The organism is Paenibacillus sp. B01 (genome assembly GCF_009649995.1).
GTDB lineage: Bacteria > Bacillota > Bacilli > Paenibacillales > Paenibacillaceae > Paenibacillus_O > Paenibacillus_O pasadenensis.
In genome coordinates this window covers 5,480,087-5,493,070 of the sequence record NZ_CP045802.1, presented here as the reverse complement: position 1 = coordinate 5,493,070, position 12,984 = coordinate 5,480,087, and the positions used below count along the sequence as shown (strand labels likewise).

Here is a 12,984-nt window from a genome sequence, read left to right as displayed (position 1 = left end):
GCTTGTTTGCGTCCCGAGTCGCTTTTCTAACGAAACAGAGCGGCGCTATTTTGCTGAAAATCGCCGTTCGGATTTTTTAACGAAACCCACAAACGTTATTCCGTTGATAAAGCGGGTTTTTCAGCGACTTATCGCCCCATAACGCGGGTCAGTTTCGTTAGCTTTTGCATTCGCCCGATTCGGAGCGAATAGCGTCTTGTCGCCGCGCCCGCGCCTAGCGGAACGCCGCGCCCGCGCCTCGCGCCTTACTTCGAGCCGTTCCAGCGGTCGTAAGCCGCCTGGTAGATCTCGACGATGCGGTCGCTGCCCATCTTCTTCAGCTGGGCGGCGTACTTGTCCCAGCCGGAGAGCGGCTCCTGGCCGGTGATGAACTTCGCTTCCATCTGCTCGACGTACGGGTTCATGTCGGACAGCATCGCCGTCACCTCGGACTGCTCCTCTGGCGTCAGGAACACGTTCGGGAACGGAATCTTGCCGATCGGCACGAGCTTCTTCTCGTTCTCCTCGGCGATGAAGGCGTCGAAGTCCGACTGCAGCCCCTTGTTGTTCTCCGGCAGGTTGACGCCCGGAGGCAGGATGCCGTAGTTCGGCGTCAGCGTGCCCTTGTAATCGTCGCGGCTGCCGCCGCCCGGCACTTCCAGCGGCTCCTTCGTGAGCGTCGCCTTGTCGCTGTATTTCCACAGCACGTTCTCCGGGCCCTGGCTGAACAGCAGCGAGCCCTCGTAGCCGTACTGGTAGTCGGCCCAGCGCATCGTCGCCTCGGGGTTCGGGTTGGTCTTGGAAATCGCGAACACGCCGTTGGCCGACTGGCCCGGATGCTTGCCGTACACCGGCGTGCCGGCGATCTCGCTCTGCAGCGGCTGCATCATCGGATGCTCGCGGCTCGGCTCGCCGCCCATCGTGAAGTACGGATAGTAGTCGTTGAATACGGCGACCTGGTTGTTCTTGCCCTTGGCCTTCTTCTGCTCGTCGGTCTGCGAGAACGTCTCGTGGTCGAGCAGCTCCTCGCTCCACAGCTTGTTCATGAACGTCAGGTAGCCTTTGTAGCCTTCCTCCTGCGGAGAGTAGTGGACCTTGCCGTCCTTGTCGGCGTAGATGACTTCGTCGTACATGCCCCAGAAGCCGAAGAAGAACATGCGCAGGTCGTCGAGCTTCGTGCTCGTCAGCGGGATCTCGTCCGCCTTGCCGTTGCCGTTCGCGTCCTCCGCCTTCACGCGCTTGAGGTAGGCGTAGAATTCGTCGGTCGTCTTCGGCAGCTCCGAGACGCCGAGCTTCTTCAGGAAGGAGCCGTTGTACCACATCGGGCTCCGGTACCAGACGGCCGTCAGATCGACGTTCGGCAGCGCGTAGATGTGGCCGTCCGGGGTCGTGATGTTTTTGCGGATCTGAGGGTTCTCATCGAGGATCTTTTTCAGATTGGGCGCGTAGCCGCCGTCGATCAGTCCTTCGAGCGGGATGAGCACGCCCTGCGAGCCGTACGTCACCTGCTCCGCCGGCTTGAGGTCGGCCGCGTAGAAGATGTCCGGGTAGCTGCCGCTCGCGAAGACGAGGTTCTTCTTCGTCTCGAAGCTGTCCTGCGGCGCGTTCTGGAACGTCAGCTTGATGTTCGTCAGCTTCTCCATTTCCTTCAGCACCGCCATGTCCTCCCACTTGGCGTGGCCGACGTCCGGCGCCATCAGCGACAGCGTGATCGGCTCCTGCACGATCGGCATGCCTTCCTTGGCGACGGCCGAATCGGCCGCGCCGGCGTTGCCGGCGGAGCCGCCTTGGCCGGCCGAGCCGTTGTCCGCGCCGGAGTTCGTGCCGGAGCAGGCGGCCAGGGAGCCCGCCAGCAGGCTCATGCCGATGGCGGTCGTCAGCAGCTTGCTGAGGTTGGTGCGAGGTTTGGTCCACATCGTCGTATTCCCCCTTGAATGTAGTATAACGCTTTCTTGCGGCTCAGCCTTTGACCGAGCCGATCATGACCCCTTGCACGAAATAGCGCTGCAGGAACGGATAGATGACGATGATCGGCAGCGTGGCGACGATGATGACCGCATACTTGACGAGCGCGGCGATCTCGGCCTTGTTGTTGAGCGCCGAGGCGGTAGAGGCGTCGATCATGCCTCCGCCCGTCTGGGCGGACATCTCCTGCAGCACGAGGATCTGGCGCAGGATGATCTGCAGCGGGTACTTCGTCTCATCGTTGAGGTAGATGAGCGCCGAGAAGTAGCTGTTCCACTGGCCGACGCCGTAGAACAGCGCCATGACGGCGACGATCGGCATCGACAGCGGCAGCACGACGGTGAGGAACAGGCGGGTCGTCGAGGCGCCGTCGATCTGGGCCGCCTCCTCGAGCTCCCTCGGGATGGTGGACATGAAGAACGTGCGGGTGACGATGATGTTGTAGATCGAGGCGGCGCCGGGCAGGATGATCGCCCAGATCGTGTCGATCATGCCCAGATCCTTCACGAGCAGGTAGGAGGGGACGAGGCCGCCTCCGAAAAACATCGTGACCATGAACATCGCCATGAAGAAGTTCCGGCCGACGAAGTCGCGGCGCGCCAGGGCGTAGGCCGCCGGCAGCGTCACCGCGAGGCTGACGAGCGTGCCCGTGACGGTATAGAGGATCGTGTTGGCATAGCCGCTCCAGATCCGGTTGTCCTGGAACACGCGCTCGTAGCCCTCGAAGGTAATGCCCTTCGGGAAAAGCCACATCTCGCCCGAGCCGACCGCCTGCGGACTGCTGATCGAGGCGCTCAGCATGTAGAGGACCGGATAGGCGACGATGACGAGCGCGATCAGCAGGTACAGGTAGTTGGCGACGAGGAAGACGCGGTCTCCGCGCGATTCCTTGATCGCTTGGCTGGTCATGGACGGCAGGCCTCCTTTCGGCGGAATCGGATTCGCGTCACCACAGGCTGTTCTCGCTCGTGCGGCGGACGATCTGGTTGATGGCGACGAGCAGGATGCAGTTGATGACGGAGTTGAACAGGCCGACGGCGGTCGAGAAGCTGTACTGGGCATCGACGAGGCCCGCCTTGTACACGAACGTCGCGATGATGTTCGACGCTTCCATGTTGAGCGGATTCTGCAGCAGCAGAATCTTCTCGAAGCCGACGCTGAGCAGGCTGCCGATGTTCAGGATGAGCAGGATCGTCATCGTCGGCACGAGCGTCGGGATGTTGATGTGCCGCAGCCGCTGGAAGCGGCTCGCGCCGTCGATAATCGCGGCCTCGTGCAGGCCGGGATCGACTCCCGACAGGGCGGCGAGGTAGATGATCGTGCCCCAGCCCGCTCCTTGCCAGACGCCGGAGAGGACGTACATCGTCTTGAACCAGCGCGGATCGGTCAGGAAGTCGGGCGGATCGAGCCCGATCCACTCGAGCATGTGGGTGATGATGCCGGTCGACGGCGACAGGAAGGTGATGATCATGCCGGCCATGACGACGACGGAGATGAAGTGCGGCGCGTAGGTGACGGTCTGCACGGTCTTTTTGAACCAGCCGTTCTTCACCTCGTTGAACGCGAGCGCCAGGATGATCGGAATCGGGAAGCCGACGGCCAGCTCGTACAGGCTGATGCTCAGCGTGTTCCAGATCAGGTCCCAGAAATAATAGGAGTTGAAGAAGCGGGTGAAGTGGTCGAATCCGACCCACGGACTGCCGGCGAAGCCAAGCGTCGGCACGTAGTTCTTGAACGCGATCTGGATGCCGTACATCGGCCCGTAGGCGAAGATCAGGAAATAGAAGAAAGCCGGGGCGATGAACGCGTACAGCTCCCAGTTGCGCAAAATCCGCCTCCAGCCCCGGCGCTTTTGCGGCTGGGCCTGCGTCTGCAGGCCGGCGGCGGCGTTCGTCGTTCCCATCGTTGAACCTCCCTTCGAGTCTAGTTTAAGTGAGGAAAGATGACGCCACATCCCTCGTCAGGCCCGATCGGAAAGAGTGGCAGCGGTCGATCCGACAGCGGCGCATCGGGGATGAAGCGTTTGCATCAGCATAGCGGGATGCGGCCGGAAGCGTAAATATGTCGTTTCGGGAGCGGCGCCAGCCGGTCTCCGATTGGCCGAATCTGCTCGGGAAAAAGCCGGGAATGCCGCGCCTGGAGCGGTTCCCGCCTGCAAGATGTCATTTCCGCCCTGCGCCTGTCCGAGGCGGCGAAGCAGAAATGACTATCGTCGAAGCGCCAAAACGGATAAGCGCTTACAGGCATGTCAGATATGAGTCATCTTTCCGAGGGCTTGTGGGAAAAAGGATGACGCTTGTTACGAATGACATATTTACGAGGCGCGACGGCCGCCCCTAGAATGAAAGCGGTAAACCGAACCGAAAGGCGGGAAGGGCATGCAGAAGTGGTTTGAGGAAGCGAAGCTCGGCATCTTCATTCATTATGGCATCTATGCCGTGGACGGCGTGGCGGAGTCGTGGTCGTTCTACAACGGGCGGCTGTCGTACGAGGACTATATGAAGCAGCTGGACGGCTTTACGGCGTCGAGGTTCGACGCGGAGCGCTGGGCGGAGCTGATCGAGCGCTCCGGCGCGAGGTATGCCGTGCTGACGACGAAGCATCATGACGGCGTCGCGCTGTGGGACACGCGGCAGAGCGAGCTGAACGTCGTCAAAAGGACGCCGGCGGGACGGGACCTCGTCCGCGAGTATGCGGACGCGATCCGCGCGCGGGGCATCCGCTGCGGCCTGTACTATTCGCTGATCGACTGGTCGCATCCGGATTACCCGAGCGTCTTCGAGGGCGGGCGCGCGCCGGACGACCTGTCCGCCGTCAACCGCTTCTCCGCCCCGGCGGACGGCGTGCAGCGGCCGGAAGCCTGGGAGCGGTTCCTCGCGTTCAACGACGCCCAGCTGCGGGAGCTGCTGACGGACTACGGGCCGGTCGACCTGCTCTGGTTCGACGGAGACTGGGAGCGCAGCGCGGAGCAGTGGGGGCTGCCGGCGTTCAAGCAGCGGCTGCTGGAGCTGCGGCCGGAGCTTATCGTCAACTCCCGGCTGCAGGGCTACGGCGACTACAAGACGCCGGAGCAGGGCTTGCCGATCACGAGGCCGGAGGGGCCATGGGAATTCTGCACGACGATCAACGCGTCGTGGGGGTATGTGCCGACGGACCATAAGTACAAGTCGGTCGGCCAGATCATCCGCATGTTCTGCGACTGCATCGCGATGGGCGGCAACATGCTGCTCGACATCGGGCCGCGCGAGGACGGCACGATCGACGAGCGGCAGGAGGCGGCGCTGCTCGGCCTCGGCGGCTGGATCCGCGACCACGAGGAGGCGGTGTTCGGCACCGGTGAGGGCGTCATGACGCGCTACTATCCGGGCGGCAGCACGCTGTCCGCGGACCGGCGGACGCTGTATTTGTTCGTGCGCGACGAGCCTAAGGAGAGCGTCTGCCTGAAAGGGCTGTGCAACCCGATCCGCCGGGCGAGCGTGCTGCACAGCGGCCAGGAGCTGGAGTGGGAAATCCACGGCGGCGTGCCGTGGTTCGACATTCCCGGCACGACATGGATCGGCCTGAAGCCGGAGCAGACGCATGAGCAGGTGACGGTCATCAAGCTGGAATTCGACAACGAGATCGATATGTACGGCGGCTCGGGCGCCGTCGTCACCCATAATTGAACGGACAGGGAGAGTGGCGCGGATGAACCGGAGCGGAGTGCCAGAGCCGGCGATCGGGAAGTATGAGCCCAAGAGCTACCGCTGCGAGCGGGCGAGCGGCCCGCTGGAGCTGGACGGACGGCTCGACAAGCCGTTTTGGGCGGCGGCGGCGTGGACGGACGATTTCGTCGACATCGAGGGGGACCGGCGTCCCCGTCCGGCGAAGCGGACGCGGGCCAAGATGCTGTGGGACGACGAGTGCTTCTATGTCGGGGCGGAGCTTGAGGACGATGAGATCTGGGCGACGCTGACGGAGCGCGACTCGGTCATTTTCCAGGACAACGACTTCGAGATCTTCATCGATGCGAACGGCAGCACCCATGGCTACTACGAGTTCGAGATCAACGCGCTCGGCACGGTGTGGGACCTGCTGCTGCCGAGGCCGTACCGCGACGGCGGGCCGCCGGTGAACGGCTGGGACATCGCGGGGCTGCGCACTGCGGTGCATGTCGAGGGCGAGCTGAACCGTCCCGGAGCGGACAACCGGCGGTGGAGCGTCGAGGTCGCGATGCCGTGGGCGAGCCTGAAGGAGTGCGCGGCGGAAGGACGGCCGCCGGCTGCGGGCGACAGCTGGCGGGTCAACTTCTCGCGGGTGCAGTGGCAGGTCGACGTCGCGGACGGCCGCTACGTCAAGCGGCTCGACCCGGAGACGGGTCGGCCTTGTCCGGAGGACAACTGGGTGTGGTCGCCAATGGGCCTCGTCAACATGCACTATCCGGAGCTGTGGGGCTACGTGCAGTTCGCGGAGGCGGACACGCCGGCGTTCGAGCTGGCGGAGGACGAGCGGATCAAATGGCAGCTGCGGCGGCTGTACTACCGGCAGCGCAACTATTATGAAGCGCAGGGCCGATTCGCGGCCGACGCGGCCGAGCTCATGACCGGCGAGGGCTGGACGATCTCGCCGCAGGTCGAGACGACGAGCGGGCTGTTCCAGCTGTCGGCGCCGTCGGAGGACGGGCGGTCGCGGCTGTGCATTCGCGAGGACGGCCGTTTGTGGAAGGAGGAGTTGCGATGAGCGGCAGAGCAGGCGGTTCGCGCTCGCCTGAGGAATCGGGGGGAGCGGACGCCGGGCGGCAGCGGGAGAGGCGGCGGGAGCCGGCCCCCTGGTCGCCGGGAGAGCGGGAGAAGGAGGGCATCGCGCGCAGGCTGGAGGAGCGGAGGCGGCTGGCGGCGGCGCGGGAGCGGGAGCTGTTCGGCGCGCTCGTCGAGGCCCGGGACGAGGAAGAGGCGTGGGCGCTCCGGCTGCTGCTCGCCTCGATGCCGGTCGGCGATCTGGCCGACTATGACGGCGCGATGCTGCTGGAGCATGCCCGGCAGTCGCTGGCGATCCGCCGCGCGATGCCGTGGGGCGGGGAGGTGCCGGACGAGCTGTTCGCGCACTTCGTGCTGCCGTACCGGATCAACACCGAGGACATCGACGGCTCGCGCGGGCTGCTCCACGCCGAGCTCGCTCCGAGGGTGCAGGGGAGGAGCATGGAGGAGGCGATCCTCGAGACGAACTACTGGTGCCACGAAAAAGCGACGTACGCCGGCAGCGACCTGCGCACGGCGTCGCCGCTGACGACGATCCGCGCCGCCCGCGGCCGCTGCGGCGAGGAGTCGACGCTGGCGGTGGCGGCGCTGCGCAGCGTCGGCATCCCCGCCCGCCAGGTGTATACGCCGCGCTGGGCGCATTGCGACGACAACCACGCCTGGGTCGAGGCGTGGGCGGACGGCCGCTGGCGCTATTTCGGGGCATGCGAGCCGGAGGCGCGGCTCGACCAGGGCTGGTTCACGCCGCCGGCGCGGCGGGCGATGCTCGTCGACACGCGGGTATTCGGCGGCTATGCCGGCTCGGAGGAAACGACGCTGGAGCGGGACGGCTATGCCGAGCTGAACCTGCTCGCGACCTACGCGCCGACGCGCGTCCTGGACGTGTCCGTGCGGGAGGAGGACGGCTCGGCCGCAGCCGGAGCGCAGGTGCGCTTCGAGCTGTACAACATGGCCGAGCTGCATCCGATCGCCGTGCTGACGGCGGATGCCGACGGACGGGCTTGGCTGCGCGCGGGGCTCGGCACGCTGCTCGTGCGGGCGGCCGGACGCGGCGGCCGCTGGGACGAGCGGCTCGTCCACGCGGGCTCGCCGGACGCGCTGGAGCTGCGGCTCGCGCGGCGCGGACAGCCGCAGGCGCCGGCGGAGCTGGACTTCGTGCCGCCGCCGGAGCGGGACGGCGAGCCGCTGCCCGAGCTGCCGGAGGCGGCGCTGCGCCGCCATGAGGAGCGGCTGCGCGAGGGCTCGGCGCGCCGCGGCGAATTCGAGGCCGGCTTCCTCGGGGAGCCGGAGGCGGCGGAGCTGGCGCGCGCGAGCGGACTGCCGGCGGAGCGGCTGCTGCCGCTGCTGGCCGGCGCGCGCGGCAACGGCGCCGAGATCGCCGCGTTCCTCGGCGAGCAGGCGCGCGCCGGGCGCGGCGCTTGGGCGCTGCGCCTCGTCGAGACGCTGAGCGCCAAGGATCGGACCGACGCGATGCGGCCGACGCTGGAGGATCATCTGCTCGGCGCGCTGGCGGCGCTCGGCGAGGCGCCGCCAGCGTCGTCGACGGATGCGGAGGACGAGCGGGAGCGGTTCGACTCCTATGTGCTTTGTCCGCGCGTGCTGCATGAGCGGCTGGCCCCTTATCGCGGCTTGCTGGCGGCGGCGTTCTCCCGCGAGGAGCGGGAGGCGCTGCGCCTCCGCCCGGCCGGGCTCGCGGCGCAGCTGGAGCGGCGGTTCGCGCTCGCCGATACGGTGCCGAACCTGCGCGGCAAGGGCACGCCGGCCGGCGCATGGAGGCTGGGCCGGGGCGATCGGGAGACGAGGGACATCCTGCTCGTCGCGCTGTACCGCAGCCTCGGCATTCCCGCCCGGCTGCAGCCGGGCTCGCATCGTCCCGCCTTCTGGCAGGACGGCTGGCGGGAAGCGCGCTTCGCGGACGAGCGCGAGCCGATGCCGGATGCGGCGGGTCGGACAGGCGACGGCGCCGGCAGCCGGCATGCGGAGCTTCGCCTCGCCGCCGTGCCGGGCGCGCCGGCAGCCGTCTACGGCGTCACGATGACGCTGGCGAGGCTGCAGGACGGCGTCTACCGGACGCTCGCCTATCCGCATGGCAGCACGGGCTACGAGGATCGGCGGCTGCGGCTGGAGCCCGGCGAGTACCGGCTCACGACCGGAACGCGCCTCAAGGACGGCACGGCGCTGGCGCGCCTGAGCTACGCCGAGCTGCGCGCCGGGGAGCTGGCCGAGCTGGAGCTGGCGTTCCGGTCGGCGGACGAGGCGGTGCCGGTGCTCGGCGAGCTGCGGCCGGCCGGCGAGCTGTGGCCGCTGGACGGCGGCGCTCCGCTCGGCTGGACGCAGGCGCTCGGCGAAGGCGCGGCGCTCGTCGCCTGGCTGGAGCCGGAGCGCGAGCCGAGCCGCCATCTGCTGCGCGAGCTGGCCGAGCAGGCCGAGCCGCTGCAGGCGGCAGGCGCGGCGGTGCTTCTGCTGCTCGCGGAAGGAGCCGCAGACGGCGGTCCGCGCGCGGCGGCGACGGCTCGGCAGCCGGACGGCGGCGACAGCCTCGCCGCCAGCGCCGTGCCGGCGGGCGGGAGGCTCGCCCGCGAGCGCGGCGGCTCGTCGCTGCCGGCGCTGGCGCAGGCCGCTTCGGCGGCAGAGGCGGGCTGTCCGCATCTGTTCGTCGTCGACGCCGAGCGGCGCATCCGCTACGCCAGCTCCGGCTACCGGATCGGCGCGGCCAAGGAAGCGCTGGAGACGCTCGCGGCGCTGCGCCGATAGGAGCCTCTTCGCCAAAGCAGCCCCCGGCCCGAATGCGGGCGGGGGGCTGCTTTTTGTGCTAGGCCGAGCGGCAAGCGCCGACGAAGGCGGCGAACAGCGCGCGGCTCGACGGCTCGCTCTCGTAGCTGAATTCGGGATGCCACTGCACGGCGGCGACAAAGGCTTTGCCGGGCAGCTCGACCGCCTCGATCAGGCCGTCGTCCGCCTTGGCCGCCGCGGCGAGGGACGGAGCGAGCGCTTTGATCCCTTGATGATGATAGCTGTTGACATGCAGGCGGTCGGACCCGACCAGGAGGCGCAGCTGCGAGCCGGGCTCGACCTGCACCGGATGGGCCGGGTTGTCGTAAGGGGGGCGCTGCTTGTGGCCGATCGCCGAGTCGAAGCCGGCCGCGCTTGGAAGATCCTGATGCAGCGTGCCGCCCAGCAGGACGTTGAACAGCTGCAGGCCGCGGCAAATGCCGAAGGCGGGCTTGTCCAGCTCCAGCGCCAGCCGGAACAGCTGCGCTTCCATGCGGTCGCGTTCTCGGCACAGCTCGCCGCAGGCTTCCGCGATCTCCTCGCCGTAGAGCGCCGGATCGACGTCATGGCCGCCGGTGAACAGGAATCCGTCCAGGCTGCGGGCCAGCGCGGCCAGCGCCTGCTCCTCGCCCGTCAGAGGCAGCATGACGGGGATGCCTCCCGCCTGCTCCACGGCTTTCATATAGCCCGGCAGCATCCAATAGCTTTCTTTCTCCGAATCGTACAGCGGCAAGATGCCGATCAGCGGCATGCTCATGATGACCCCTCCATTCGGGCGGATGGCTTTCCGGCCCTCGTTGTTCCTCCATTGTATCCGATCGCCGCAGCAGGATGGAAGAAGCCCCGACATCCGGCTGTGCCGGAGTTCGGGGCTTCTTTCGGTTCAATATTTGTACCGCTTGGAGAGCAGCTGGCTGTCGACGCGGACGACGCCCGCGATCGGGTACAGCCTGTCCTGCAGGAAGACGTCCATTTCGTCCAGGTCGGCGAACAGCGCCCGCACATGCAGGGCGCTCGGTCCGGTCAGCCGGCACACCTCCGTCACCTGCGGCTCGGCGGCCAGCCGCTCCGCCGCTTCATGCAGTCGGGGCGGCTCCACCTCGACGAGGAAAAACGCGCTCGCGCCGAGGCCGATCTTGTCCGGGCGCAGCGTGAGCGTAAAGCGCTCGATGACGCCGGACTCGGACAGCGCGTTCACGCGGGCCTGGACGCCGACGCGCGAGATGCCGACTTCCTTGCTGATATCGGTATAGGACATGCGCGAGTTGGCGCGCAGCAGCTCCAAGATGCGGCGGTCGATCTCGTCGAGCCGCGTCGCCGGGATCGGGTAGCGAGGCCGCTCGGGCGGGGATGACATGGCGATCGTCTCCTTTGGGCAGGCGGTCATCATCGGCATGGAAGAGCCTGGCAGTATCCCCTAAATGATAGCTTGAATCCGGCATCGTTGCAATGCCCGATGCAGGCGCTACAGCGACGTCAGCCGGGCGAGCGCCTCGACGAGCGTCGGCCAGCGGCCGGAGGCGGCGATGGCGGCGCGCTGCGCCTCGAAATGCGCCCGCTCCGCGCTGCCGGGCGGGCAGCCCGCATGGGCAGCCAGATGGGCCGGCTGCTGGCCGTGGCGCAGCAGGTAGCCGGCCGCCTCCAGCATGGAGCGCATCGTGCCGAGCAGCGGCAGGTAGATGCCGGCGCTTTCGGCGTCGAGCCGGTAGACCTCGTCGAGCACGAGATGCGCCTGGTAGAAGCTCATCGGCACCGGAAGATACAGGAGCAGCAGGACGAGCAGGCTGATGTCCCGGTATTTCTGCTGGAAGCGGAAGAAGTTCTCCTGCGCCTCCCGGCCGACGGAGGGCGCTACGGGATGCTCCTGGTGGTAGACGGCGGGCTCGCGGATATGCGCGAAGCGGTAGCCTTGGCGGAACAGACGGTAGCCCAGCTCCAGATCGTCCCAGCCGTAGCCCTCGTACTCCTCGAACAGCCCGCAGCGCTCGAACGCCGCTCGCCGCACGGACAGATTGCCGGTATGGCTGATCAGCCAGGGCAGATGGAAGCCCGTCAGACGGTCGCCGAAGCGCTGCAGGATCTCGGCCTCGAACACGGCCTCCATCGGCTTGGCGAACGACAGCTCCACGTACGCCTCGGCGTGGATGTCCTCCCGCCCGAGCAGCAGCTGCGGTCCGCCGCCGCCCATGAACGCCTCCCAGGCGGCATGATGGCGGGGGCGGGGAAAAATCAGGCTATACGCCTGCTGCACCTGCTCGGCCGAGAATCCGGGATGCAGATGCGTATAGGCGCCTTTCATTGTCAGCACGCCGGAGGCGAGCAGCTGTCCGTCCTGCTCGTGCAGGCGCAGATGGGACTCGACGAAGCCTGGTCCGACGAGCACCTCGGCGTCGAGAAAGATCAGCACCTCCCCCTCGGCGATGCGGATGCCCGCGTTGCGCGCGGCGGGCCGGCCGAGGCCGGCTTCCGAGCGGAGCAGGCGCAGCCGGTAAGGAAAGCTCCATGCGGCGGGGATGCCCGGCGTCGCATCCGACGAGGCGTCGTCCACGAGAATGACCTCGTAGCAGTCTGGCGGCACGGTCTGGCGCTCCAGCGCGAACAGCGTCAGCAGCACGAGCGGATGCTTGTCGCGGCAGGGCAGGATGATGCTCGCCCGCATGCCCATCGGCTCCGCCTCCTTTCCTGCTTCTAGTCCTACCAGTCTATGGGGCCGGCCGGGGACGGGGCTGGCCGCCTGCCCGGCGGCATGCGCCTGATTTGCCGCGAGCGGAGGCGTTTGCCGCATCGGGAGACTTTGCCCGGCATAGGATGGACTAGACGAGCCGGACCGGCCGAAGGAGGAGCCAACATGATTCAACGAACGGCAAGCAAGGACTTTCTCGGGTTTTTGAACGGCATGATCGCGGGCGCGGACACGCTGCTTGACGTCGGCTGCGGACCGGGCGTCCTGCTGGGCGCGATGGACGCGCGCAAAATCGTCGCGCTCGACGTGCATCGGCCCTACCTGGCGCATGTGGCCGCCCATTCGCCGCTCGTCATCCCGATCCATGCCGACGCGCTCGAGATCGGCCGCCTGTTCGTGCCCCGTTCGTTCACGGCGGTGACGATGGTCGACGTGCTGGAGCATCTGGACAAGAAGGACGGCTACGAGCTGATCCGGCAGGCGGAGTCGATCGCCCGCGAGCGGGTCATCCTGTTCACGCCGCGCGGCTTCTTCCCGCAGGCGAGCATCGACCACTACGGCCTGAACGGCGAGCAGCACCAGACCCATCGCAGCGGCTGGGAGCCGGAGGAGCTCGAGGCTCTCGGCTACGACATCCTGCTTATGGAAGGCTTCCACGACCGCTCCAACATCGCCTTCGTCGAAGCGTTCGGAGCGGAGCATCCTCCGATCGACGCGATGATGGCGATCAAGAGCCTTATTTAGCGGGCTCGCCGCCCGCCATTCGCTCGATTCGCCCGCGTCCGCGCTCCCTGCTTCGGCAGAGGGCGCGGACGTTTTCCTTTTCCGAGGGGACAGGCGGCTGCAAGT

10 protein-coding genes are annotated in these 12,984 nt (G+C 67.2%); 4 read left to right on the top strand and 6 right to left on the bottom strand.

What is annotated here, in order from left to right:
• Positions 1-245: 245 nt before the first annotated feature.
• From GE073_RS23505 to GE073_RS23495, 3 genes are read right to left on the bottom strand one after another with little or no spacing between them, the layout of a single operon-like run.
• Positions 246-1,895 (bottom strand): extracellular solute-binding protein, encoded by a 1,650-nt coding sequence (locus GE073_RS23505; protein ID WP_228551754.1) that lies wholly within the window; start codon positions 1,893-1,895, stop codon positions 246-248.
• Positions 1,896-1,938: 43 nt separating this feature from the next.
• The gene (locus GE073_RS23500; RefSeq protein WP_028598879.1) at positions 1,939-2,853 is read right to left on the bottom strand and encodes a carbohydrate ABC transporter permease; all 915 of its coding nucleotides are present in this window, start codon (positions 2,851-2,853) and stop codon (positions 1,939-1,941) included.
• A 37-nt stretch (positions 2,854-2,890) separates the two neighbouring features.
• The gene (locus GE073_RS23495) at positions 2,891-3,847 is read right to left on the bottom strand and encodes an ABC transporter permease (protein WP_028598880.1); all 957 of its coding nucleotides are present in this window, start codon (positions 3,845-3,847) and stop codon (positions 2,891-2,893) included.
• 475 nt (positions 3,848-4,322) lie between these two features.
• Between GE073_RS23495 and GE073_RS23490 the strand changes: the two genes are divergently transcribed.
• From GE073_RS23490 to GE073_RS23480, 3 genes are read left to right on the top strand one after another with little or no spacing between them, the layout of a single operon-like run.
• Positions 4,323-5,609 carry an alpha-L-fucosidase gene (locus tag GE073_RS23490; protein ID WP_101807576.1) on the top strand — a complete coding sequence of 429 codons (1,287 nt, stop codon included), beginning with the start codon at positions 4,323-4,325 and terminating at the stop codon, positions 5,607-5,609.
• Between the two features lie 22 nt (positions 5,610-5,631).
• A complete protein-coding gene (locus GE073_RS23485; protein WP_028598882.1) occupies positions 5,632-6,663 on the top strand; it encodes a carbohydrate-binding family 9-like protein in 1,032 nt (343 codons plus the stop codon).
• Positions 6,660-9,434 carry a transglutaminase-like domain-containing protein gene (locus GE073_RS23480; RefSeq protein ID WP_101807577.1) on the top strand — a complete coding sequence of 925 codons (2,775 nt, stop codon included), beginning with the start codon at positions 6,660-6,662 and terminating at the stop codon, positions 9,432-9,434. Before GE073_RS23485 ends, GE073_RS23480 begins: the two co-directional genes overlap by 4 nt.
• Positions 9,435-9,492: 58 nt before the next feature.
• On the opposite strand, the gene GE073_RS23475 is transcribed toward GE073_RS23480, so the two are convergent.
• The 3 genes from GE073_RS23475 to GE073_RS23465 all read right to left on the bottom strand — a co-directional run bounded on the left by GE073_RS23475 (position 9,493) and on the right by GE073_RS23465 (position 12,117).
• A complete protein-coding gene (locus GE073_RS23475; RefSeq protein WP_028598883.1) occupies positions 9,493-10,209 on the bottom strand; it encodes a gamma-glutamyl-gamma-aminobutyrate hydrolase family protein in 717 nt (238 codons plus the stop codon).
• A 126-nt stretch (positions 10,210-10,335) separates the two neighbouring features.
• On the bottom strand, positions 10,336-10,809 hold the full coding sequence (locus GE073_RS23470) for an Lrp/AsnC family transcriptional regulator (RefSeq protein ID WP_043111307.1): 474 nt from the start codon (positions 10,807-10,809) through the stop codon (positions 10,336-10,338).
• Positions 10,810-10,917: 108 nt separating this feature from the next.
• Positions 10,918-12,117, bottom strand: coding sequence for a glycosyltransferase family 2 protein (locus GE073_RS23465; protein WP_180968354.1), 1,200 nt, complete (start codon positions 12,115-12,117; stop codon positions 10,918-10,920).
• A 183-nt stretch (positions 12,118-12,300) separates the two neighbouring features.
• Between GE073_RS23465 and GE073_RS23460 the strand changes: the two genes are divergently transcribed.
• Positions 12,301-12,879 (top strand): class I SAM-dependent methyltransferase, encoded by a 579-nt coding sequence (locus tag GE073_RS23460; protein ID WP_028598885.1) that lies wholly within the window; start codon positions 12,301-12,303, stop codon positions 12,877-12,879.
• Positions 12,880-12,984: the final 105 nt, after the last annotated feature.

Coding starts and splice junctions, on each gene's coding strand:
- GE073_RS23505 (WP_228551754.1), bottom strand. CDS start 1,895: ATGTGGACCAAACCTCGCACCAACCTCAGCAAGCTGCTGACGACCGCC.
- GE073_RS23500 (WP_028598879.1), bottom strand. CDS start 2,853: ATGACCAGCCAAGCGATCAAGGAATCGCGCGGAGACCGCGTCTTCCTC.
- GE073_RS23495 (WP_028598880.1), bottom strand. CDS start 3,847: ATGGGAACGACGAACGCCGCCGCCGGCCTGCAGACGCAGGCCCAGCCG.
- GE073_RS23490 (WP_101807576.1), top strand. CDS start 4,323: ATGCAGAAGTGGTTTGAGGAAGCGAAGCTCGGCATCTTCATTCATTAT.
- GE073_RS23485 (WP_028598882.1), top strand. CDS start 5,632: ATGAACCGGAGCGGAGTGCCAGAGCCGGCGATCGGGAAGTATGAGCCC.
- GE073_RS23480 (WP_101807577.1), top strand. CDS start 6,660: ATGAGCGGCAGAGCAGGCGGTTCGCGCTCGCCTGAGGAATCGGGGGGA.
- GE073_RS23475 (WP_028598883.1), bottom strand. CDS start 10,209: ATGAGCATGCCGCTGATCGGCATCTTGCCGCTGTACGATTCGGAGAAA.
- GE073_RS23470 (WP_043111307.1), bottom strand. CDS start 10,809: ATGTCATCCCCGCCCGAGCGGCCTCGCTACCCGATCCCGGCGACGCGG.
- GE073_RS23465 (WP_180968354.1), bottom strand. CDS start 12,117: ATGGGCATGCGGGCGAGCATCATCCTGCCCTGCCGCGACAAGCATCCG.
- GE073_RS23460 (WP_028598885.1), top strand. CDS start 12,301: ATGATTCAACGAACGGCAAGCAAGGACTTTCTCGGGTTTTTGAACGGC.